Annotated in this window: 19 protein-coding genes and 1 riboswitch; of the genes, 16 read left to right on the top strand and 3 right to left on the bottom strand. The window is 60.6% G+C overall.

Annotation, left to right across the window (positions count from 1 at the left end; all coding sequences use genetic code 11):
• Positions 1–99: 99 nt before the first annotated feature.
• A complete protein-coding gene (acs, locus tag N5D61_RS23365) occupies positions 100–2,055 on the top strand; it encodes an acetate--CoA ligase (protein ID WP_108240356.1) in 1,956 nt (651 codons plus the stop codon).
• 484 nt (positions 2,056–2,539) lie between these two features.
• On the opposite strand, the gene N5D61_RS23370 is transcribed toward acs, so the two are convergent.
• Together N5D61_RS23370 and N5D61_RS23375 are read right to left on the bottom strand one after the other, a co-directional pair.
• Positions 2,540–3,478 (bottom strand): hypothetical protein, encoded by a 939-nt coding sequence (locus tag N5D61_RS23370; protein ID WP_279894355.1) that lies wholly within the window; start codon positions 3,476–3,478, stop codon positions 2,540–2,542.
• Positions 3,479–3,488: 10 nt separating this feature from the next.
• Complete coding sequence (locus N5D61_RS23375) at positions 3,489–3,977, bottom strand: type VI secretion system tube protein Hcp (protein WP_279894356.1); 489 nt, start codon at positions 3,975–3,977, stop codon at positions 3,489–3,491.
• Positions 3,978–4,652: 675 nt separating this feature from the next.
• Between N5D61_RS23375 and N5D61_RS23380 the strand changes: the two genes are divergently transcribed.
• From N5D61_RS23380 to astE, 13 genes are all read left to right on the top strand, one after another.
• On the top strand, positions 4,653–5,429 hold the full coding sequence (locus N5D61_RS23380; protein WP_279894357.1) for an ABC transporter substrate-binding protein: 777 nt from the start codon (positions 4,653–4,655) through the stop codon (positions 5,427–5,429).
• Between the two features lie 90 nt (positions 5,430–5,519).
• A complete protein-coding gene (locus N5D61_RS23385) occupies positions 5,520–6,209 on the top strand; it encodes an ABC transporter permease (protein ID WP_108240347.1) in 690 nt (229 codons plus the stop codon).
• Positions 6,206–6,904, top strand: coding sequence for an ABC transporter permease (locus N5D61_RS23390; protein WP_279894358.1), 699 nt, complete (start codon positions 6,206–6,208; stop codon positions 6,902–6,904). Before N5D61_RS23385 ends, N5D61_RS23390 begins: the two co-directional genes overlap by 4 nt.
• Position 6,905: 1 nt before the next feature.
• The gene (locus tag N5D61_RS23395) at positions 6,906–8,018 is read left to right on the top strand and encodes a M14 family metallopeptidase (RefSeq protein ID WP_279894359.1); all 1,113 of its coding nucleotides are present in this window, start codon (positions 6,906–6,908) and stop codon (positions 8,016–8,018) included.
• A gap of 21 nt (positions 8,019–8,039) precedes the next feature.
• On the top strand, positions 8,040–8,804 hold the full coding sequence (locus tag N5D61_RS23400; RefSeq protein ID WP_279894360.1) for an ATP-binding cassette domain-containing protein: 765 nt from the start codon (positions 8,040–8,042) through the stop codon (positions 8,802–8,804).
• Between the two features lie 143 nt (positions 8,805–8,947).
• Positions 8,948–9,931, top strand: a complete 984-nt coding sequence (gene argR, locus N5D61_RS23405; RefSeq protein WP_279894361.1) for a transcriptional regulator ArgR — start codon at positions 8,948–8,950, stop codon at positions 9,929–9,931.
• Between the two features lie 362 nt (positions 9,932–10,293).
• The gene (locus N5D61_RS23410; protein WP_108240352.1) at positions 10,294–11,514 is read left to right on the top strand and encodes an aspartate aminotransferase family protein; all 1,221 of its coding nucleotides are present in this window, start codon (positions 10,294–10,296) and stop codon (positions 11,512–11,514) included.
• 175 nt (positions 11,515–11,689) lie between these two features.
• Positions 11,690–12,721: an arginine/ornithine succinyltransferase subunit alpha gene (gene aruF / locus N5D61_RS23415; RefSeq protein WP_108240353.1), complete on the top strand. Its 1,032-nt coding sequence runs from the start codon at positions 11,690–11,692 to the stop codon at positions 12,719–12,721.
• A gap of 91 nt (positions 12,722–12,812) precedes the next feature.
• Positions 12,813–13,838 (top strand): arginine N-succinyltransferase, encoded by a 1,026-nt coding sequence (gene astA / locus N5D61_RS23420; RefSeq protein WP_279894362.1) that lies wholly within the window; start codon positions 12,813–12,815, stop codon positions 13,836–13,838.
• Positions 13,835–15,307 (top strand): succinylglutamate-semialdehyde dehydrogenase, encoded by a 1,473-nt coding sequence (astD, locus tag N5D61_RS23425; RefSeq protein WP_279894370.1) that lies wholly within the window; start codon positions 13,835–13,837, stop codon positions 15,305–15,307. The genes astA and astD overlap by 4 nt, the downstream gene beginning before the upstream one ends.
• Before the next feature lie 187 nt (positions 15,308–15,494).
• On the top strand, positions 15,495–16,841 hold the full coding sequence (gene astB / locus N5D61_RS23430) for an N-succinylarginine dihydrolase (RefSeq protein ID WP_108238162.1): 1,347 nt from the start codon (positions 15,495–15,497) through the stop codon (positions 16,839–16,841).
• A gap of 76 nt (positions 16,842–16,917) precedes the next feature.
• Entirely contained in the window at positions 16,918–17,205 is a 288-nt protein-coding gene (locus N5D61_RS23435) for a topoisomerase II (protein ID WP_279894364.1), read from the top strand.
• An 18-nt stretch (positions 17,206–17,223) separates the two neighbouring features.
• Positions 17,224–18,231 (top strand): succinylglutamate desuccinylase, encoded by a 1,008-nt coding sequence (gene astE / locus N5D61_RS23440; protein WP_108238164.1) that lies wholly within the window; start codon positions 17,224–17,226, stop codon positions 18,229–18,231.
• A 54-nt stretch (positions 18,232–18,285) separates the two neighbouring features.
• Here the strand turns inward: astE and N5D61_RS23445 are convergent, their stop codons facing one another.
• A complete protein-coding gene (locus N5D61_RS23445) occupies positions 18,286–18,780 on the bottom strand; it encodes a 6,7-dimethyl-8-ribityllumazine synthase (protein ID WP_108238165.1) in 495 nt (164 codons plus the stop codon).
• Between the two features lie 128 nt (positions 18,781–18,908).
• Positions 18,909–19,067, bottom strand: a riboswitch (FMN riboswitch).
• A 186-nt stretch (positions 19,068–19,253) separates the two neighbouring features.
• Here N5D61_RS23445 and ltaE point away from each other — a divergent pair.
• Both ltaE and alaS read left to right on the top strand, forming a co-directional pair.
• Positions 19,254–20,258: a low-specificity L-threonine aldolase gene (gene ltaE / locus N5D61_RS23450; protein ID WP_279894365.1), complete on the top strand. Its 1,005-nt coding sequence runs from the start codon at positions 19,254–19,256 to the stop codon at positions 20,256–20,258.
• A gap of 144 nt (positions 20,259–20,402) precedes the next feature.
• Complete coding sequence (gene alaS, locus N5D61_RS23455) at positions 20,403–23,027, top strand: alanine--tRNA ligase (RefSeq protein ID WP_108238167.1); 2,625 nt, start codon at positions 20,403–20,405, stop codon at positions 23,025–23,027.
• Positions 23,028–23,047: the final 20 nt, after the last annotated feature.

Raw genomic sequence — 23,047 nt, forward strand, 5'->3', positions numbered from 1 at the left:
ATGCTGAAGGCCGGTAAGACCATCGTCGAATGGCTTCCTGAGCCATCGGCGGATACAACGGGTCCATACAAAAACAACATTTCCACCGAGGTAAGAAAGATGAGTGCGGCTTCCCTGTACCCCGTTCGCCCTGAAGTGGCAGCCAATACGCTGACAGACGAGGCGACCTACAAGGCCATGTACCAGCAGTCGGTGGTCAACCCCGATGGCTTCTGGCGCGAGCAGGCCCAGCGCCTGGACTGGATCAAGCCTTTCACCCACGTCAAACAGACCTCCTTCGATGACCATCGTGTCGACATCAAGTGGTTCGCCGACGGCACGCTGAACGTTTCCTACAATTGCCTCGACCGCCATCTGGCCGAGCGCGGCGATCAGGTCGCGATCATCTGGGAAGGGGACGACCCCTCCGAGAGCCGCAACATCACCTACCGTGAACTGCACGAAGAAGTCTGCAAGTTCGCCAACGCCCTGCGTGGCCAGGATGTGCACCGCGGTGACGTGGTCACGATCTATATGCCGATGATTCCCGAGGCCGTTGTGGCGATGCTGGCCTGTGCCCGCATCGGCGCGATCCACTCCGTGGTGTTCGGCGGGTTTTCACCCGAGGCGCTGGCCGGGCGGATCATCGACTGCCGCTCTAAAGTGGTCATCACGGCCGACGAAGGCCTGCGCGGCGGCAAGAAGACTGCACTCAAAGCCAATGTCGACCGAGCGCTGACCAACCCCGAAACCAGCAGTGTGCAGAAAGTCATCGTGTGCAAGCGCACGGGCGGCGATATCGAATGGAACCGCCATCGCGATATCTGGTATCACGCGCTGCTGGAAGTGGCATCGTCCACGTGTGCCCCAAAGGAAATGGGCGCTGAAGAATCGCTGTTCATCCTGTACACCTCCGGTTCCACCGGTAAACCGAAAGGCGTTCTGCACACCACCGCCGGTTACCTGCTGTATGCCGCGCTGACCCATGAGCGCGTGTTCGACTACAAGCCGGGGGAAATCTACTGGTGCACCGCCGACGTCGGCTGGGTCACCGGCCACAGCTACATCGTCTATGGGCCGTTGGCCAACGGCGCCACTACGCTGCTGTTCGAAGGCATTCCGAATTACCCGGACATCACTCGCATGTCGAAAATCATCGACAAGCACAAGGTCAACATTCTGTACACCGCGCCGACTGCCATCCGCGCCATGATGGCCGAAGGCACCAAGGCGGTCGAAGGTGCCGATGGCTCCAGCCTGCGTCTGCTCGGTTCGGTCGGCGAACCCATCAACCCCGAGGCCTGGAACTGGTACTACAACACGGTTGGCAAGCAGAACTGCCCGATCGTCGACACCTGGTGGCAGACCGAAACCGGCGGTGTGTTGATCAGCCCACTTCCCGGCGCCACTGCGCTCAAGCCGGGTTCTGCGACCAAGCCGTTCTTCGGGGTGATTCCGGCCCTTGTGGATAACCTTGGCAACCTGATCGAAGGCGCCGCTGAAGGTAATCTGGTGATCCTCGACTCGTGGCCGGGGCAGTCACGGAGCCTGTACGGTGATCACGACCGTTTCGTCGACACCTACTTCAAGACCTTCCGCGGCATGTATTTCACCGGCGACGGTGCGCGTCGCGATGAGGACGGCTACTACTGGATCACGGGCCGTGTCGACGACGTGCTCAACGTCTCCGGCCACCGCATGGGTACTGCCGAGATCGAGAGCGCGATGGTCGCGCACCCGAAAGTCGCCGAGGCCGCTGTAGTGGGTGTGCCCCACGATCTCAAAGGGCAGGGCATCTATGTCTACGTCACCCTGAACGGTGGCGAGGTGCCCGACGAAGCCCTGCGCATCGAACTGCGCAACTGGGTGCGTAAAGAGATCGGCCCGATCGCCTCGCCGGACGTGATTCAGTGGGCGCCAGGCCTGCCGAAAACCCGTTCCGGCAAAATCATGCGCCGTATCCTGCGCAAGATCGCCACGGGTGAGTACGACGCGTTGGGCGATATCTCGACGCTGGCTGACCCGAGTGTGGTGGCGCATCTGGTCGAAACGCACAAGACCATGACGGCCGCCTGATAGCCCTCCTGCAATGAAAACGCCCCGTCCGGTGAATGCCGGCGGGGCGTTTTTCTGATGAGGGTCGTGCGAGCTGCGGTGCCCCCGCGTGCCTACTTGGTTGTTTTTATTATCCAGTACAGAACAGCCATCGTCGTTACATTAGCGAAAAGCCATGCATATAGCCCCCAGATTTTCCATTTCAAATGACGTGGAATTTTAAGGTTCGCGCCCGATGTTATGAGGCCTTTTCGATAGAGGATCCCGGGCATGTAGGTGATCATGAAGATAATGTTGAATCTCATGTGTTTGCCGATGAAACCGCCATATTTCAAGCTTTTATTCAGCTCTTCCACGCAGAGGCATCCCGATAGTTTCCTCTCCAGACATTCAAGATGCCTATTGATAAACAATAGCATCACGATGATATTGATCCATATCGAGATAAACCAAGCCAACAATATGATTCCCAACGTTGGCATCAGGGTTTCCATTCGTAGATTAGCTAGGCCAATGTTCCCGCAAGTGCACCGCCCGATTCACCGCCCACATAACCGCCTATTGCGCCCGCTGCGATACCACATCCGAGAACACCCAGTCCGCCGGTGGTGACTCCGAAAACCACCAGGCATATCGGCATCAAAACGGCCATGCCAACGTTTCCGCCGCCTATCCCTCCTGCAATGCTCCCAACAAGCTTGGCTCCCTCTATATACTTTGTCTTTCGACACGTCTCTTCGCGTCCGGTTGAGCACGCTTCCTTTATTTCCAGATAGGTAGATTGCCCGCTCAGCGCAATCCCAATCGGCGTCCCCGCTTTCAGAAACCTGGAAGCCTTGGCGATACTTTCCAGACGTGCTGCATAACCCTGGATTTCTGGTGTGTGCAGGTAGCTTTTTGTCGATATGCCCAACATTTTCTTGATCGATCCTTTGTTGTGCATGCCAGTCCCCCAGCGGGCAATACCTTTCAACTGCGTATCAAGCTTGGAGAACAGCACACGACGCTGTGTAATGAATGTTTGTCGGGCGATTGTCGTGCCTTTTCTGAGGGAGTCCTTGTGAAGTTGTTCGATGTCCTTGAGCGTTTGTGCAACTTCACTCAGGTGTTTTTCCCAACTGCCGCTGGCAGCGCCGATGCCGAGCGAACTGTAGTTCAGGACGTTTTGCAGCAGGTCATAATTCTTGACCACATGACCGTCACCCCCGGCCTGCTGTGCGAGCAGATGGCGCCGGACTTTATCGGCATAGTCCATCATCTGCATCTCTTCGGCGGTCAGCGTGCTTGTGGAAAGGTCGCCCATGATGACCAATTGACCGGGCACGACCACGATATTGCGAAGGTGCGCATTGAGAACGTCGAATTTTTCATTGCCGCCCACCCTGTTTTTCAACGTGGCGTAGGTTTGCATCTGGTCGTTGATGAAGAAGTAAGGTCTGGCCATATCCGTTTTCTCAACTGAAACGTTTGTTGGCGATACGATCCCAGCCGCCGGAAATGTTACCTGCGGCGGCGCCGTCGCTGCGTTTCTGTTGGGTGTACACGACATGGATGCGACCGAAGTTGATCTGTACCCGCTCCATCGGCTCGCCGCTTTCACCCTCTTGTGAGAAGTCGGAAATGATCACTTCTTCGAGCCTGACTTCGTAGTATTTGAGCTTGTCGCCCCCAGCTCGGTAGAGAACCAGTGTCAACTCTTTGATGTGCTCCCCCGAGCACTTGGCTTCAAAGAGGCGCGCGCTGGAAGTATCCAGTCGTTTGCTGAAACTGAAGTCCGTGAGGGTCGCGCGTCCCGAACCTGCTCCGCCGTTGGAGCTGGCGGTCGCCGAGGTGCTCTGATTGACGCCGAAGTTATACCCGGTGATTTCGATCCAGCCTTTGTGTCGATCATCCATCGACTCGCCGGCGATGCCATCGAGCTTGATAAATCCATCGAATGCCATACCACTACGTCCCTGCTGAGTTGAGAAGGGGCGAGGATAGAGGCTGCGCAGCGAGGTCTGAAAGCGTGATTTGACGTGCTTTTTGTATTCTCAGAAAGGTCTTACGCCGCCTGATTTCTTAACCTACAAAATGCGGAATTTCAGGTGCGTATCGTTGCGCATCATTCTTGCCTCACCAGGTGAAGCTGCAGGCCACTCCCGACGTCATGGCTGGCAGTGGAGACGGTGACGGGCCGAAAGAGGGGATATATATCGATTTGTTACCGAGTGAGGCACGGCCGTAACCCGTTGCACGTGCTTGGGGCCTAACACCCCGAGCGCTGTGCAATTCATCGCCCCAATCGACCCACTCGACACGCTGGACTTGCCGGATTAGAAGGCTTTGCCAATAATGGGCGCGTTATTTGCTTCGTTGATGGGTTTGCTGCTAATTGCCTATGCATGAAATGTTTGGGCTGTCAATTAGGTTGTCTGGCTTTCTCGGTGCTTCTGTAACTAGTTGTCGCATTGAAGAAATATCGACTTACCGCCTGCCGCTAAAATGCCGATCACTCGCCGAAGGCTTGTCGAACTCGAGACTCGACGGCGCTTCGCGTCGCAATGTCAAAGCTTCCTCTGCACATTGAGCGCTTCGCTCACTGCCACTTGTCGCGTTATACCGATGGAGTTTCAAGAATGAAAAAGCTCATGCTGCTCGGCGCCCTGGCGCTGTCCGTACTGGCACAGCCCGTTTTCGCCGATGAGAAGCCTCTGAAGATCGGCATCGAAGCGGCCTATCCTCCATTTGCTTCGAAAGCGCCGGACGGCAGCATCGTTGGCTTCGACTACGACATCGGCAACGCCTTGTGCGAAGAAATGAAGGTCAAGTGTGTCTGGGTCGAGCAAGAGTTCGACGGCCTCATTCCTGCCCTCAAAGTGCGCAAGATCGACGCGATCCTGTCCTCGATGTCCATCACTGAAGATCGCAAGAAGTCTGTCGACTTCACCAACAAGTATTACAACACTCCGGCCCGCCTGGTCATGAAGCAGGGTACTGTCGTCAGCGACGGCCTGACCGAAGTCAAAGGCAAGAACATCGGCGTGCAGCGCGGTTCGATCCACGAGCGCTTCGCGAAGGAAGTGCTGGCGCCACTGGGTGCCGAAGTCAAACCCTACAGCTCGCAGAACGAGATCTACCTGGACATCGCTGCGGGTCGTCTGGATGGCACCGTAGCGGATGCGACGCTGTTGCAGGATGGCTTCCTGAACACCGACGCGGGCAAAGGCTACGCGTTCGTCGGCCCTGCATTCACAGACGTCAACTACTTTGGCGACGGCGTGGGCATCGCCGTACGCAAGGGTGACAAGGCCAATCTGGACAAACTCAACGCCGCCATCGCGGCGATCCGTGAGAACGGCAAATACAAGGCGATTCAGGACAAGTACTTCAACTTCGACATCTACGGCAAGTAAGTCGACGTCCGCACCCAATGGCGCACGCAGCAGGTTTTCGATCCTTCTGATTGCGCCATTTTTCTTTCCCGCGCTCGAGGGCCCCACTACATGTTGAAAGGCTACGGAGCCGTCATCCTTGACGGGGCATGGCTGACTCTGCAACTCGCGCTCTGTTCCATGGCGCTGGCCATCGTGCTCGGGCTGGTCGGCGTGTCACTGCGGCTATCGCCAGTGCGCTGGCTCGCCTGGCTGGGCGACGTGTATTCGACGGTCATTCGTGGCATTCCCGATCTGGTGTTGATTCTGCTGATTTTCTACGGCGGTCAGGACTTGCTCAATCGCATCGCCCCGTTGCTGGGGCACGACGACTACATCGACCTGAATCCGCTGATGGCCGGTATCGGCACGCTGGGCTTCATTTTCGGTGCCTATCTGTCCGAGACCTTTCGCGGCGCCTTCATGGCCATCCCCAAGGGCCAGGCCGAGGCCGGCATGGCGTATGGCATGAGCCAGTCACGCGTGTTCTTCCGTATTCTGGTTCCGCAGATGATCCGACTGGCGATTCCCGGTTTTACCAACAACTGGTTGGTGCTGACCAAGGCCACTGCGCTGATTTCCGTCGTCGGTCTGCAAGACATGATGTTCAAGGCCAAGCAGGCTGCCGACGCGACCCGCGAGCCGTTCACGTTCTTTCTCGCCGTTGCGGCCATGTACCTGGTGATCACCAGTGTCTCGCTGTTGATCCTGCGTCAGGTCGAAAAACGCTACTCGGCAGGCGTAAGGGTGGCAGAGCTATGATTTTCGATTACAACGTCGTCTGGGAAAACCTGCCGCTGTACTTGAGCGGTGTGGCGGTCACCCTGAAGTTGCTTGCGCTCTCGCTGTTTTTCGGCCTGCTGGCGGCGCTGCCATTGGCGCTGATGCGGGTCTCGAAAGTGGCGTGGGTCAACGGGCTGGCCTGGACCTACACCTACGTGATTCGCGGCACTCCGATGCTGGTTCAGTTGTTCCTCATCTACTACGGGCTGGCGCAGTTCGAGGCGGTCCGAGAGAGCTTCCTCTGGCCGTGGCTGTCCAGTGCGACCTTTTGTGCCTGCCTGGCTTTCGCGATCAACACCAGTGCCTACACCGCGGAAATCATCGCCGGCAGCTTGAAGTCCACGCCTGCGGGGGAAATCGAGGCCGCGCGGGCGATGGGCATGTCCAAGGCCAAGATGTATCGGCGCATTCTGCTGCCCTCGGCGCTGCGCCGGGCGCTGCCCCAGTACAGCAACGAGGTGATCATGATGCTGCAGACCACCAGCCTGGCGTCCATCGTGACGCTGATGGACATCACGGGCGCGGCGCGTGACATCAACGCGCGTTTCTACCTGCCGTTCGAGGCCTACATCACGGCGGGCGTGTTCTATCTGGCCCTGACGTTCATGCTGGTGAAACTGTTCAAACTGGCTGAGCGCCGCTGGCTCGGTTACCTGGCACCGAGGAAGCACTGATATGCAACGCATCGATCATGACTTGCCGTGGGGCAATCTCGGCACGCAGCGCAGCGTGAGCGTGTTCCGTTTTGGTCAGGGCGAGCGCAAGGCTTACATCCAGGCCAGCCTCCACGCCGATGAACTGCCTGGCATGCGCACGGCCTGGGAGCTGAAACAACGCCTCGCGGACCTGGAGTCACAGGGTTTGCTCAAAGGGGTGATCGAACTGGTGCCTGTGGCCAATCCGATCGGTCTGGGGCAAGTGCTGCAGGGCAATCATCAGGGGCGTTTCGAATACGGCAGCGGCAAGAATTTCAACCGTGACTTCACTGAACTGAGCGAGCCGGTGGCCGAGCAGCTGGCGGGCAAGCTGGGGGACGATCCCCACGCCAATGTGGAGCTGATTCGCCGCGCCATGGTCGATGTGCTCGAGCAATTGCCGCCTGCGAGCAGCGAGCTGGCCGGCATGCAGAGGGTGCTTCTGCGCCATGCGTGTGACGCCGACATCGTTCTGGACCTGCACTGCGACACCGATGCCGCACTGCACATGTATGCGCTGCCGCAACATTGGCCACAATGGCGCTCGTTGTCGGCGCATCTGGGTGTCAGCGTCGGGTTGTTGGCTGAAGATTCGGGCGGCAGCTCGTTCGATGAGGCCTGTTCGTTGCCCTGGCTACGGCTGGCGCGGCGTTTCCCTGAAGCGAAGATTCCTCTGGCCTGCCTGTCGACCACCCTGGAACTGGGCGGGCAATCCAATACGGGCAAGGCGCAAGCCCACGCCTACGCCGAGGGAATCCTGGCATTCCTCGCCGAACAGGGTCTGATCGGCGGCGAATGGCCGAAGGCGATCCATGAGGCGTGTGAGGGCATGCCTTTTGAAGGCACCGAAATGATCTACGCACCTCATCCGGGCGTGTTGACCTTTCTGCGTCCGGCAGGCGTCTGGGTCGAGCCGGGCGAGCCGTTGTTCGAAGTGGTCGATCCCCTCACCGATCGGGCGACCATAATGTGCGCCACGACGGCCGGCGTCCTGTTTGCCATCGAAAAGTTGCGTTACGCCCAACCGGGGCTTTGGATGGCGAAGGTGGCGGGTCGTACTCCGCTGCGCAGCGGCCGTCTGCTCAGCGATTGATTACCTGTGAGAACCGAGAACATGAACAAACTGGAAATCCAGGACTTGCATAAATGCTACGGCACTCACGAAGTCCTCAAAGGTGTTTCGCTGACCGCCAAGGCAGGCGACGTGATCAGCATCATCGGCTCCAGCGGCTCGGGCAAGAGCACGTTCCTGCGTTGCATCAACCTGCTGGAGCAGCCCAAATCCGGGCGAATCCTGCTCAACAACGAAGAGCTGAAGCTGGTCGCGAACAAAGAAGGCGGCCTCAAGGCAGCGGACCCCAAGCAATTGCAGCGCATGCGCTCGCGCCTGTCGATGGTGTTTCAGCATTTCAACCTGTGGTCGCACATGACGGCGTTGGAAAACATCATCGAAGCGCCCGTGCATGTGCTGGGTGTGCCGAAAAAAGAAGCGTTGGAAAAGGCCGAACACTACCTGAACAAAGTGGGCGTCGCTCATCGCAAGGACGCCTATCCAGGCCACATGTCCGGCGGCGAGCAGCAGCGCGTCGCGATTGCCCGGGCGCTGGCCATGGAGCCGGAGGTGATGTTGTTCGATGAGCCGACCTCGGCGCTGGATCCGGAGCTGGTGGGCGATGTGCTCAAAGTCATGCAAGCCCTGGCTCAAGAAGGCCGTACCATGGTCGTGGTCACCCACGAGATGGGGTTTGCCCGGGAAGTCTCCAACCAATTGATTTTCCTGCACAAGGGTTTGGTCGAAGAATGCGGCGACCCCCGTGAGGTGCTGGTCAGTCCGAAGTCCGAACGCCTCAAGCAGTTTCTGTCCGGCAGCCTGAAGTAGCCAGGCGCGCCGTCGCGAACGGTGCGTTTTACCTCGGAACAGTTCATGCTGCGCGTCGACCGCCGACACGAATTGCAGACCCAGAACCCCATTGCACGCCTGGCGTGCGACCCCCAACAGTGACACGTTTCGGATTGCACGCCATGACTGCCCATCGAATCGGATTTCTCATCTGGCCCGGCACCAAAGCCCTGACTCTGGCGCTGGCAGAGGAGGCCCTGCGTGTCGCTCAGCGGGTGCACCCCGAAGTGGCTTATGAACTGGCGTTCATGCACGCCGAGCCTGAAGAGCAGGGCAGCGGGTGGCAGTTGCCGGGTGAGTCGTGGGCCGGGCGGCTGGAAGGTTGTCAGAAGGTTTTCCTGCTTGCCGACGAGCCGCCCGCGCCGATGTCGTCTGCGCTGGCCGGCGCGCTCAAACAACTGGTGCGGGCAGGTTGCGTGATCGGTGGTCTGTCGGCAGGTGTGTATCCGTTGGCGCAATTGGGGCTGCTCGACGGCTATCGAGCGGCCGTGCACTGGCGCTGGCAGGATGACTTTGCCGAGCGTTTCCCGAAAGTGATCGCGACCAGCCATTTGTTCGACTGGGACCGGGATCGCATGACTGCCTGTGGCGGCATGTCGGTGCTGGATCTCATGCTGGCCGTGCTCGCGCGCGACCATGGGGCCGAGTTGGCCGGTGCGGTGTCCGAAGAGCTGGTGGTCGAGCGCATTCGCGAAGGGGGCGAACGTCAGCGCATTCCGCTGCAGAATCGCCTGGGGTCCAGTCATCCCAAGCTGACTCAGGCGGTGCTGCTGATGGAAGCCAACATCGAGGAACCGTTGACCACCGACGAAATCGCCCAGCATGTGTGCGTGTCCCGCCGTCAGTTGGAGCGCATCTTCAAGCAGTACCTCAATCGCGTGCCGAGCCAGTACTACTTGGAGCTCCGTCTGAACAAGGCGCGTCAGATGCTCATGCAGACCAGTAAGTCGATCATCCAGATCGGCTTGTCCTGCGGCTTTTCCTCGGGTCCGCATTTCTCCAGTGCCTACCGTAATTTCTTCGGTGCCACGCCGCGGGAAGACCGAAATCAGCGACGCAGCAGCAGCCCCTTCGAACTCTCCTCCGTTCCCGCCGAGCGTGGCTGAGCCCGGCCCCTGGTCGCGCGGGTGACCCTCTGTAGGCGCGAGTGTGCCCACGATGAATCTGTGTCAGTGGCCGACAGGCTTGCTTGAGTGCGTGAGCACCCACAAGCCCGCTCCGGCAGAGAAGGGCAGTTCCGTTGCTCGAACCCGGCAAATCAAATCGACAGACCGCTGCTACAACCACTCGCCAACGTTTAAACTGCGCCTTTCCGACGCAATTTGTCGCATTGCCGAAAGCCTCGGAAAAACCCGGTTTTGCGCTATAAGAAGTTGTCGCTTGGCGGCAAGGCCGGGGTGAAAGCAGTCCTTACAATCCTTCCATCGCTCGCCAGTTCCAGGCAGGCGTTCCTCTTCAGGAGACTCCGATGTCCGTTGAGCAAGTACCGGTGCAACGTGCCGATTTCGACCAGGTGATGGTCCCCAACTACGCTCCTGCCGCGTTCATTCCTGTGCGTGGCCAGGGCTCCCGGGTGTGGGATCAGTCGGGCCGTGAGCTGGTGGATTTCTCCGGCGGCATCGCGGTCAACGTGCTGGGCCACGCTCATCCGGCGCTGGTGGGCGCATTGACCGAACAAGCCAACAAGCTGTGGCACGTCTCCAACGTATTCACCAACGAACCGGCATTGCGGCTGGCGAAAAAGCTGGTCGACGCGACGTTCGCCGATCGCGTGTTCTTCTGTAACTCGGGTGCGGAAGCCAACGAGGCGGCTTTCAAGCTGGCCCGCCGCGTGGCCCATGATCGGTTTGGAACCGAAAAATACGAAATCATCGCTGCGTTGAACAGCTTCCATGGCCGCACGCTGTTCACTGTCAGCGTCGGTGGTCAACCGAAGTATTCGGACGGGTTCGGTCCGAAAATCAGCGGCATCACCCATGTGCCGTACAACGATCTCGCAGCATTGAAGGCGGCGATCAGCGACAAGACCTGCGCGGTGGTGCTGGAGCCGATTCAAGGCGAGGGCGGTGTACTGCCTGCCGAGCGGGAGTACCTGCAAGGCGCCCGCGAGTTGTGCGACGCGCACAATGCGCTGTTGATCTTCGACGAAGTGCAGAGCGGCATGGGCCGCAGCGGCCACCTGTTCGCGTACCAGCACTACGGCGTCACCCCGGACATCCTCTCCAGTGCCAAGAGCATCGGCGGTGGTTTCCCGATGGCCGCGATGCTGACCACCGAGGCGCTGGCCCAACACCTGTCGGTCGGCGTGCACGGCACCACCTACGGCGGCAACCCGCTGGCCTGCGCGGTGGGCGAGGCGGTCATCGACGTGGTCAATACCCCGGAAGTCCTCAAGGGCGTCACGGCCAAGCATGCGCTGTTCAAGGCGCGTCTGGAAAAGATCGGCCAGCAATACGGCGTCTTCAGCCAAGTGCGCGGGATGGGTCTGTTGATCGGCTGTGTGCTGACGGACGCCTGGAAGGGCAAGGCCAAGGACTTCTTCAACGCTGCCGAGCACGAAGGCGTGATGATCTTGCAAGCCGGTCCCGATGTCGTGCGTTTCGCGCCGAGTCTGGTGATCGAAGAGGCGGACATCAACGAGGGGCTGGAGCGTTTCGAGCGCGCGGTGGCGAAGCTGACAGCGGCGTGACAGCCACCCCGTAACCTGTAGGAACGCGCTTGCGCCTGTCGCGGCCGTGTCGACTGACACACCGCGATCGCCCGAATGCGGTCCATACCAAGCGCGCTCCTACGGGCATCTGCATGAATGATTTTATTTTTCTGGTACCGGGCAATCGCCCTGATTTTTTTCAAGGAGTGACACCATGCTGGTAATGCGCCCCGCGCAAATGGCGGATCTGAGCGAGGTCCAGCGGCTTGCCGCGGACAGCCCGATCGGTGTCACGTCCCTGCCGGATGACGCCGGTCGGTTGAGCGACAAGATCGCCGCGTCCGAAGCGTCGTTCGCCGCCGAGGTGAGCTTCAATGGCGAAGAGACCTATTTCTTCGTGCTCGAAGATACCGAATCCGACCGTCTGGTGGGGTGCTCGGGAATTGTTGCGTCCGCGGGCTACTCCGAGCCGTTTTACAGTTTTCGCAACGAAACCTTCGTCCACGCCTCCCGCGAACTGAAGATTCACAACAAGATTCACGTTCTGTCCCAATGCCACGATTTGACCGGTAACAGCCTGTTGACCAGTTTCTACGTGCTGCCGGAGCTGGTGGGGACGCTGTGGTCCGAACTCAATTCCCGTGCCCGACTGTTGTTCGTCGCCGCCCACCCGGAGCGTTTTGCCGACTCGGTGGTGACCGAGATCGTGGGTTACAGCGATGAAAATGGCGATTCGCCGTTCTGGGACGCCATCGGCCGCAACTTCTTCGACCTCAATTACGCTGAGGCCGAGAGGCTGTGCGGGCTGAAAAGCCGGACATTCCTGGCCGAGCTGATGCCTCATTACCCGATCTACGTCCCGCTGCTGCCCGATGAAGCGCAGGAGGCCATGGGGCAGGTTCACCCGCGTGCGCAGATCACCTTCGACATTCTGATGCGCGAAGGCTTCGAAACCGATCATTACATCGACATCTTCGACGGTGGCCCAACCCTCCACGCGCGCACTTCCGGCATCCGCTCCATTGCGCAGAGCCGTGTGGTGCCGGTGAAAGTCGACCCGGTCCACAGCGACGACGCCGTCAAAGGGGGGCGTCCGTACCTGGTCGCCAACAGTCAGTTGCAGGACTACCGCGCGGTGATGCTGGAGCTCGATTGGGTCCCCGGCAAACCGGTTACGCTGAGTGTGGCCGCCGCCGAAGCGTTGGGCGTCGGCGAAGGCGCCAGCGTGCGCATCGTCGCGGTTTGACAGTTGAGTCATCGGTGGCCGCAGCGGCTGCCGTATCGCAGGTTAGCGAGTTGGCCGGTGTCCCCATGAAGACCCGGCGTGAGGAGAAAGCATGATCGTTCGTCCCGTACGCAGCACTGACCTACCGGCGCTGATCGACCTGGCACGCAGCACCGGCGCAGGCCTGACCACGCTGCCTGCCAATGAGGAGCGTCTGGCGCACCGGGTGAGCTGGGCGGAGAAAACCTTTCGTGGCGAAGCCGAACGGGGCGACACCGACTACCTGTTCGTCCTCGAAAACGACGACGGGCGTGTGGTCGGGATCTCGGCCATCGCCGGTGCGGTGGGCTTGCGTGAGCCTTGGTACAACTACCGCGTCGGACTGACCGTCAGCGCTTCGCAGGAATTGAACATCTACCGTGAAATTCCCACGCTGTTTCTGGCCAACGACCTGACGGGCAATTCCGAGCTGTGCTCGCTGTTTCTGCATGCGGATTACCGCCACGGTCTCAACGGCCGACTGCTGTCCAAGGCGCGCATGATGTTCATCGCGGAGTTTCCCGAATTGTTCGGCGCCAAGATCATCGCCGAGATGCGCGGCATGTCCGACGAACACGGGCATTCACCTTTCTGGGAAAGCCTGGGGCGTCACTTTTTCAAAATGGAATTCAGCCAGGCCGATTACTTGACCGGGGTCGGCAACCGGGCGTTCATCGCTGAACTGATGCCGAAATTTCCGTTGTACAGCTGTTTCCTCTCCGAGGCGGCGCGCAATGTCATCGGCCGCGTGCACACCAGCACCGAGCCAGCGCTGACGATGCTCAAGGCCGAAGGCTTCAGCTATCAGGGGTACGTCGACATCTTCGACGCCGGGCCGGCCATTGAGTGCGAGACCGGCAAGATCCGCGCGGTGCGCGACAGCCAGGCGTTGGTGCTGGCCGTGGGCACGCCAGGGGACGACGCGACGCCTTTCCTTATTCACAACCGCAAGCGCGAAGACTGCCGCATCACCGCGGCACCGGCGCGCTTCGCCGCGGGCACGTTGGTGGTCGATCCCACGACGGCCAAGCGCCTGCGTCTGACTGCGGGCGATCAGGTGCGTGCGGTGCCGCTGTCTCCAGCCCGGGAGGGAGTCTGATGTCTACGTTGCATATCGCAGGTGCCTGGCAGGACGGGCAGGGCGAGCCGTTCGAATCGCTGAATCCAGTCACTCAACAGGTGATCTGGAAAGGGCGCAGCGCCACGTCGACGCAAGTCGACACGGCCGTCAAAGCCGCGCGTCAGGCATTTCCGGCCTGGGCGACTCGCACGCTGGAGGAGCGCATCGCCGTTCTGGAAGCCTTTGCCGCAACGCTGAAGCGACGTGCCGACGAGCTCGCTCGCTGCATCGGCGAGGAGACCGGCAAGCCCTTGTGGGAGTCGGCCACGGAAGTGACCAGCATGGTCAACAAGGTCGCCATTTCGATCCAGAGCTACCGTGAACGTACTGGAGAGAAGAGCGGTCCGCTGGGTGACGCCACGGCGGTTCTACGCCACAAGCCCCATGGTGTGGTGGCGGTGTTCGGGCCTTACAATTTCCCGGGTCACCTGCCGAACGGGCACATCGTCCCGTCGTTGCTGGCAGGCAATGCCGTGGTCTTCAAGCCCAGCGAGCTGACGCCGAAAGTCGCTGAATTGACGGTGCAGTGCTGGGTCGAGGCAGGCTTGCCGGCCGGCGTTCTGAACCTGGTGCAAGGCGCGCGGGAAACCGGCATGGCACTGGCCGCGAACGCCGGGATCGACGGGCTGTTCTTCACCGGCTCCAGTCGCACGGGCAATGCCCTTCACCAACAATTCGCGGGGCGTCCGGACAAGATTCTCGCCCTGGAAATGGGCGGCAACAATCCGCTGGTCGTGGATCAGGTCGCCGATGTCGATGCGGCGGTTTACACCGTGATCCAATCTGCCTTCATCTCGGCAGGCCAGCGCTGCACCTGCGCCCGGCGCCTGCTCGTTCCGCGCGGTACCTGGGGTGACGCGTTCGTGGCGCGGCTGGTGCAAGTGAGCGAGACCATTCAGGTGGGCGCGTTCGATGAGCAACCGGCGCCGTTCATGGGTTCGGTCATTTCCCTGGGCGCGGCGCGGGCGCTGATCGATGCGCAGGAGCGGTTACTGGCCCGCGGCGCGGTGGCGCTGCTCGAGATGAGTCAGCCGGACGTCAATGCCGCGTTACTCACGCCCGGGATTCTCGATGTGACCCAAGTGGCGGATCGCTCGGACGAAGAGCTGTTCGGGCCTTTGCTGCAAGTCATCCGCTACACGGATTTCGACGCGGCCATTGCCGAAGCCAATAACACGCAATATGGGTTGGCGGCCGGGTTGCTGTCAGACTCGCAACCTCGCTATCAGCAGTTCTGGCTGCAGAGCCGGGCGGGGATCGTCAACTGGAACAAGCCATTGACGGGGGCTGCGAGCAGTGCGCCATTCGGTGGCGTCGGCGCGTCGGGCAACCACCGCGCCAGCGCCTATTACGCGGCGGATTACTGCGCCTACCCGGTGGCATCGCTGGAAAGCCAGGCGCTGGCATTGCCGACGAGCCTGACGCCCGGTATCGCGCTTGACGTATAGGCGCCTGGCTTGTCCCGCGATCTGTCGCGAAGCGGCAGCAAGGTCGGAAAATGCGTTGCTTCAGACTGACCGCGTCTCCTGACTTCGACGGGTTTCCCGTCGATCACGGGACAAGCCACGCGCCTACAAAGACCGCGCTGCACACGAACATTGATGTTTATAAAAACAGATCCACGGAGCCTCACCGATGAAATCCTGCGAAGTCAACTTTGACGGTCTAGTGGGGCCGACCCATAACTACGGCGGGTTGTCCTACGGCAACGTTGCGTCCCAGAGCAATTGCCAGCAGTCGTCCAACCCGCGTGAGGCGGCCTTGCAAGGCTTGGCGAAGATGAAAGCGCTGATGGACATGGGCTTCACCCAAGGGGTCCTGGCGCCGCAGGAGCGCCCGGATGTGGCCGGGCTTCGCACGCTCGGTTTCAGTGGCACCGATGCGCAGGTCATCGAGCGCGCCGCGCGCCAGTCCATGCCACTGCTCGTCGCCAGTTGCTCGGCGTCCAGCATGTGGGTTGCCAACGCGGCGACCGTGAGCCCGAGCGCCGACACTGGCGACGGCCGCGTGCACTTCACCGCCGCCAACCTTAATTGCAAATACCACCGCAGCATCGAACACCCGACCACCAGCCGCGTGCTGGGCGCGATGTTCGCCAATCCGTCCCATTTCGCTCACCATCCAGCGTTGCCTGCCGTCGCCCAGTTCGGTGACGAGGGCGCTGCCAACCATACGCGCTTCTGCCGCAGTTACGCCGAAGCCGGGGTGGAATTCTTCGTGTTCGGCCGCTCCGCCTTCGACACTCGCTTTCCTGCCCCGCAAAAGTACCCGGCACGCCAGACCCTCGAGGCGTCGCAGGCGGTCGCCCGGCTGCACGGCCTGAACGATGACGGCGTGGTCTACGCGCAGCAGAACCCGGCAGTGATCGATCAGGGCGTTTTTCACAACGACGTGATTGCCGTCGGCAACGGCGAGGTCCTGTTCTACCACGAGGATGCTTTCCTCAACACCGACCACGTGCTGCGCGAACTGCATGACAAGCTGGCACGTCGCGGCGGACGCTTCCAGGCGATCTGCGTGCCGCGCATCGAGGTCGGCGTGGAGGATGCCGTGCGGTCCTACCTGTTCAACAGCCAGCTGCTGTCCCGCCCGGACGGTTCGATGGTGTTGATCGTGCCGGAAGAGTGCCGCAGCAACGCGCGCGTGTGGTCTTACCTGCAACGCCTGATTGCCGATGAAAGTCCGATTCGTGAGGTGAAAGTCTTCGACCTGAAACAGAGCATGCAGAACGGCGGAGGGCCGGCGTGCCTGCGCCTGCGAGTGGCGTTGAATGAAACGGAACTGGCGGCGGTCAACCCAGGCGTTATCATGACCGCGCCGCTGTACGACACCCTGACCCAATGGGTGGACCGGCACTATCGTGATCGCCTCAGCGAACACGATCTGGCCGACCCGCAATTGCTGATCGAATGCCGTACTGCGCTGGATGAACTGACACAGCACCTGAAGCTGGGCGCGGTCTATCCTTTCCAGATCGATTGATGCATCCATGGCATCGCGTATGGCCTGATCATCCCGGGCGAGCGATGTCTTCGCGTTTCACAGAGAGAATGTTGATATGACCGACGCCTTGCGTTTGCTTCTTGAAGACACCGACGGCACCCAGTTGGAAACGTCCTGCACGCGGTTCGCCGTGATCTGGCAAGGCAAGGAGGTGTGGATTCAGCAAGACGGCCGTGGCCAGTTGCTCATCGGCGTCGACGTCGATGAGGGGGATACCGAGTACGCCAATCTGCTGCTGCGTCCGATGGCGACCAACCTGGTGAGCCTGCAACTGGAAATGGAGGCGGCCGAGTCGGGCGAGCAAGACGATGGGCATGTGCATGGCCCGGACTGCAACCACTAATCTCTGGCAGGTATTCCCATGCTCGCCCTCGGCAAACTGCTTGAACTGACGTTGGCGGGACGTGAACCCGCCGAAAAGACTCAACTGACTGTCGAAGGCGTGCGCATGCGCTGGCTGGCCGAGGGGGCACTGGAAGTTCGTCCACCCGAGGCCAGGGACAATGGCACGGACCTGCTCTTGTCCGCGGGCATCCATGGCAATGAAACCGCGCCCATCGAACTGCTCGATGACCTGATCCATGCCATCGCCCGCAGCGAGCTCAAACCCCGGGCGCGCATCCTGTTCCTGTTCGGCAATCCCGAAGCGATGCGCCGTGGCGAGCGTTATGTGGAGCAGGACGTCAACCGGCTGTTCAACGGGCGCCATGAGCTCAGCAGTGGCAACGAGGCGATCAGGGCCTGCGAACTCGAGCGTTTGGCAGCCAGCTTTTTCAGTGTACCCGGTCGGTATCGGCTGCATTACGACCTGCACACGGCCATTCGAGGTTCGAAGATCGAGCAGTTTGCGCTCTATCCCTGGAAGGAAGGACGCCAGCATTCACGTCGCGAGCTGGTGCGGCTGCATGGAGCGGGAATGAATGCGGTCTTGCTGCAGAACAAGCCCTCCGTGGTGTTCAGCGCCTACACCTATGACAAGTTGGAAGCAGAGGCCTTCACCCTGGAATTGGGCAAGGCTCGGCCCTTCGGGCATAACCAGCACGTCGACCTGTCGCGTTTGCGGACCATGCTCGACCACTTGATTCAGGGCACGGAGCCGCTGGTGGGGGGCGAGCTCGACGGGTTGAAGCTGTTCAGCGTGGCACGGGAAATCATCAAGCACAGCGATGCGTTCCGGCTGCATTTGCCGGCGGACATCGAGAATTTCACCCAACTGGACAAAGGGTATGTGCTGGCCGAAGACCTGGCCGATTCGCGCTGGGTGGTCGAGGAGGAGGGCGCGCGCATCATTTTCCCCAATCCGAAGGTCAAGAACGGGCTGCGTGCAGGGATTTTGATCGTACCGACCACCGACGAGCAGTTGGCCTGAACCCATTGCGTCTGGAGAGGGGAAGCGGCGCTCGCGGGAGCGCCGCCATGTCGATCAGCCCGCCGCTTTCTGCGGCTCGCCCAGGCGCCGCACGGCGCGCAACTTGGTGAGCGTGTCGGCACACGTTTTCGCGGCCTCCTGGCCCTTGTGCACGAAGTGATTGAAGAAATAGGTGTGGTGCTCTTCACCGGCATGGAAGTGGTGAGGGGTCAGGACCACCGAGAACACTGGTACTTCGGTTTCCAGTTGAACCTGCATCAAGGCGCTGATCACTGATTGGGCGACGAATTCGTGACGATAGATCCCGCCATCGACTACCAGACCGGCAGCGACCACGCCGCCGTAGCGTCCGGTCTTGGCCAGCAGTTTGGCATGCAGCGGGATCTCGAAAGCGCCCCCGACTTCGAAGAAATCGATGTCGCTTTCGGTGTAGCCATGTTGGGCCATCTCGGCGACGAAGCCTTTGCGCGCCTGATCGACAATGTCTTTGTGCCAGCAGGCTTGAATGAAGGCGACACGCTCGTGAGCGTGGATTGCGGTGGGTTGCATCTGTTCTGACTCCTGTTTAATGAACAAACAGGGCGTGTTGGATCGAAGGGGAGGCCAGGGTACGGTCGTCCACGCTCAGAGGCGTAATGCCCCTGTGAAGCAATGACGAGACGATCCTGCGGTACCCACCCCGTTCTCTCTTCATCCGGACTATGACCGTCGGCTCTGGGATCGCACCAGATCTGCTGACCTTTTGCCCAGTACATCCAGGCAAAAGCGCTCGCGGGCTAGACGTGTTTCGCGCCATCACCGCCGGTGGGGAATCGCACCCCGCCCTGAGAACGTCGCCGACGGCATCTGTCGTCGGCGTGCCGTTTGTAACATAGATTCTCCTGCCATGCATGTAGCCGTTTCGATGGGTTTCATCGCCTTTTCTTATAAGCACGGCTTGGCAATCCTGTGTTCAGCCTTGATTATCGTTCGCTCCGGCCTCACCACCAGAGGTTCAGGCCATCTTTTCAGGGAGCTCCATCGTGACGGTTATCGATCTGCGCAGCGACACAGTGACCCAACCCACCGCCGGCATGCGCCAAGCCATGGCGAATGCGCCGCTGGGCGACGACGTTTACGGTGAAGATCCCACGGTCAACAAACTGGAGTCCTGGCTGGCCGAGCGGCTTGGATTCGCCGCCGCGCTGTTCGTACCCACGGGTACCATGAGCAACCTGCTGGGGTTGATGGCGCACTGCGAACGCGGTGATGAGTACATCGTCGGGCAGCAAGCGCACACCTACAAATACGAAGGCGGTGGCGCGGCGGTGCTGGGGTCGATCCAGCCGCAACCGCTGGACAATCAACCCGACGGTTCACTGGACCTGGATCAGGTCCTGTCGGCCATCAAGGCGGATGACTTTCACTTTGCGCGTACCCGCTTGCTGGCACTGGAAAACACCATGCAAGGCAAAGTGCTGCCGCTGGACTACCTGGCAGCTGCCCGCCGGTTGACCCACGAGAAAGGGCTAAGCCTGCACCTGGACGGCGCGCGTCTCTACAACGCGGCGGTCAAGCTCGGGGTCGACGCCCGAGAAATCACCCGCCATTTCGACTCGGTGTCGGTCTGCCTGTCCAAAGGCTTGGGTGCGCCGGTGGGCTCGGTGCTCTGTGGGTCTCACGCGTTCATCGCCAAGGCACGACGCCTGCGCAAGATGGTCGGTGGCGGCATGCGTCAGGCGGGCTTGCTCGCGGCGGCCGGATTGTATGCGCTGGAGCATCAGGTGGCTCGCCTGGCCGAGGATCACGGCAATGCTGCGCTCCTGGGCCAGTCGCTGGTCGAGCTGGGCTTCGAAGTCGAGCCTGTCCACACCAACATGGTCTACGTGCAGATCGGTGAACGTGCCGAAAGACTCAGGGCCTTTTGTGCCGAGCGGGGGATCGTGCTGAGCGCGGCGCCGCGCCTGCGAATGGTCACGCATCTGGACGTCAATGCGGCGCAGATCCAACAGGTGGTAGCGGCCTTCGCCGAATTCGGCAGCCGATAGTCGATCAATAAACCAATTGGCAGCTTCTATCGTACAAAGTGACTGTACCGTTGCAGCAACGCCTATATAATGCGGCCCTTTGCCGTCGTTTCGTCGAATGACGTTATGCACCTGGCTCCGGCCGCAGTTCCCGTGGAAGAACCTATGAAAAGCGCAGAAATCCGTGAAGCCTTCCTTCGCTTCTTCGAAGAGCAAGGCCACACCCGTGTAGCCTCCAGCTCCTTGATTCCGGGCAATGACCCGACCCTGCTGTTCACCAACGCAGGCATGAACCAGTTCAAGGATTGCTTCCTGGGCCAGGAAAAGCGGGCTTACACCCGTGCTGTCAGCAGCCAGAAGTGCGTGCGAGCCGGGGGCAAGCACAACGACCTGGAAAACGTCGGCTACACCGCTCGTCACCACACTTTCTTCGAAATGCTGGGCAACTTCAGCTTCGGCGATTATTTCAAACGTGATGCCATCACCTTCGCCTGGACCTTCCTGACGTCCGAAAAGTGGCTGAACCTGCCCAAGGAAAAGCTCTGGGTCACGGTGTACGCCACCGACGATGAGGCCTACGACATCTGGACCAAGGAAGTCGGCGTACCCGCCGAGCGCATGGTTCGTATCGGTGACAACAAAGGCGCACCTTACGCTTCCGATAACTTCTGGACCATGGGCGATACCGGGCCTTGCGGCCCGTGCACCGAGATATTCTACGACCATGGCGCCGACATCTGGGGCGGCCCACCCGGCTCGCCGGAAGAGGACGGTGACCGTTACATCGAGATCTGGAACAACGTCTTCATGCAGTTCAATCGCACCGCCGACGGTGTGCTTCACCCACTGCCAGCGCCATCGGTGGACACCGGCATGGGCCTGGAGCGGATCAGCGCGGTGCTGCAGCATGTGCATTCGAACTACGAGATCGATCTGTTCCAGAGCCTGTTGAGCGCGGCGGCCAAGGCCATCGGCTGCACCAACGACAACCAGCCTTCGCTGAAAGTCGTCGCTGACCACATTCGCTCTTGCGGCTTCCTGATCGCCGATGGCGTGCTGCCCTCCAACGAGGGCCGTGGCTATGTGCTGCGCCGGATCATTCGTCGCGCCTGCCGTCATGGCAACAAACTCGGCGCCAAAGGCAGCTTCTTCTATCAGATCGTCGCCGCACTCGTGGCCGAGATGGGCGATGCGTTCCCCGAGCTGAAGTCCCAACAGGCGCACATCGAGCGCGTACTGAAAGGGGAAGAAGAACAATTCGCCAAGACGCTCGAGCAAGGCCTGAAGATTCTCGAACAGGACCTTGCCGAGCTCAAGGGCACGGTCGTGCCGGGCGATGTCGTGTTCAAACTGTACGACACCTACGGTTTCCCGATGGACCTCACCGGCGATATCGCCCGTGAGCGCAACCTGACCCTCGACGAAGTCGGCTTCGAGCGTGAAATGGACGCTCAGCGTGAGCGCGCACGCTCGGCCAGCGCCTTCGGCATGGACTACAACAGCCTGGTCAAAGTGGACGTCGCCACCCAGTTCACCGGCTACCACGCTACCCACGGCGAGGCGAAAGTCGTGGCCATCTATAAGGACGGCCAGTCGGTGCCGCACCTGAACGAGGGAGAGGAGGGCGTCGTGGTGCTCGACCAGACGCCTTTCTATGCCGAATCGGGTGGTCAGATCGGCGACAGCGGTTACCTGTCGGCAGGCGCTGCGCGTTTCGACGTGCGCGACACCACCAAGACCGGCGGTGCCTTCCTGCACCATGGTGTGCAGGTTTCCGGCAGCCTGGCTGTCGGCACCGCACTGCAGACCGAAGTCGACGCAGAAGTTCGCAAGGCGACGTCCCTGAACCACTCGGCCACGCACTTGCTGCACGCCGCATTGCGTCAGGTGCTCGGCGATCACGTCCAGCAGAAAGGGTCGCTGGTCGACAGCCAGCGCCTGCGTTTCGACTTCAGCCATTTCGAAGCGATCAAGCCTGAGCAGATCAAGGCGCTGGAAGACATCGTCAACGCAGAGGTCCGCAAGAACACCGCGGTGGAAACCGAAGAGACCGACATCGACACCGCCAAGAAGAAGGGCGCAATGGCCCTGTTCGGCGAGAAGTACGGCGACACTGTTCGCGTACTGACCATGGGGGGAGATTTCTCCGTTGAGCTGTGCGGCGGTATCCATGCCAATCGCACTGGCGACATCGCGCTGTTCAAGATCGTCAGCGAAAGCGGTGTCGCTTCCGGCGTACGTCGCATCGAGGCTGTGACGGGCGCGGTGGCGCTGGCGTACCTGAACACTGCCGAAGAACAATTGAAGGAAGCCGCGACCCTGATCAAAGGCAATCGCGACAACCTGCTGGACAAGCTGACAGCTGTCCTGGAGCGCAATCGCCTGTTGGAAAAACAGCTGGAACAACTACAGGCCAAGGCGGCCAGCGCGGCGGGCGACGACTTGTCGAACGCTGCGGTGGAGGTCAAGGGTGCCAAGGTTCTCGCCGCCCGTGTCGACGGGCAGGACGGCAAAGCCCTGCTGGCGCTGGTGGACCAGTTGAAGAACAAACTCGGCCGCGCAGTGATCCTGCTCGGCGGTGTGCATGAGGAAAAGGTCGTGTTGGTGGCAGGCGTCACCAAGGACCTGACTGGCCAACTCAAAGCCGGTGATTTGATGAAGCAAGCGGCCGCCGCCGTGGGCGGTAAAGGTGGTGGTCGTCCTGATATGGCACAGGGTGGTGGCGTTGATGCTGCCGGCCTGGACGCAGCGCTCGCGCTGGCGGTTCCGTTCGCCGAACAGGGAATTTAAGTCGACCCATCGCAGCCCTC

Source organism: Pseudomonas sp. GD03842 (assembly GCF_029841165.1).
In the GTDB taxonomy this organism is placed as follows: Bacteria; Pseudomonadota; Gammaproteobacteria; order Pseudomonadales; family Pseudomonadaceae; genus Aquipseudomonas.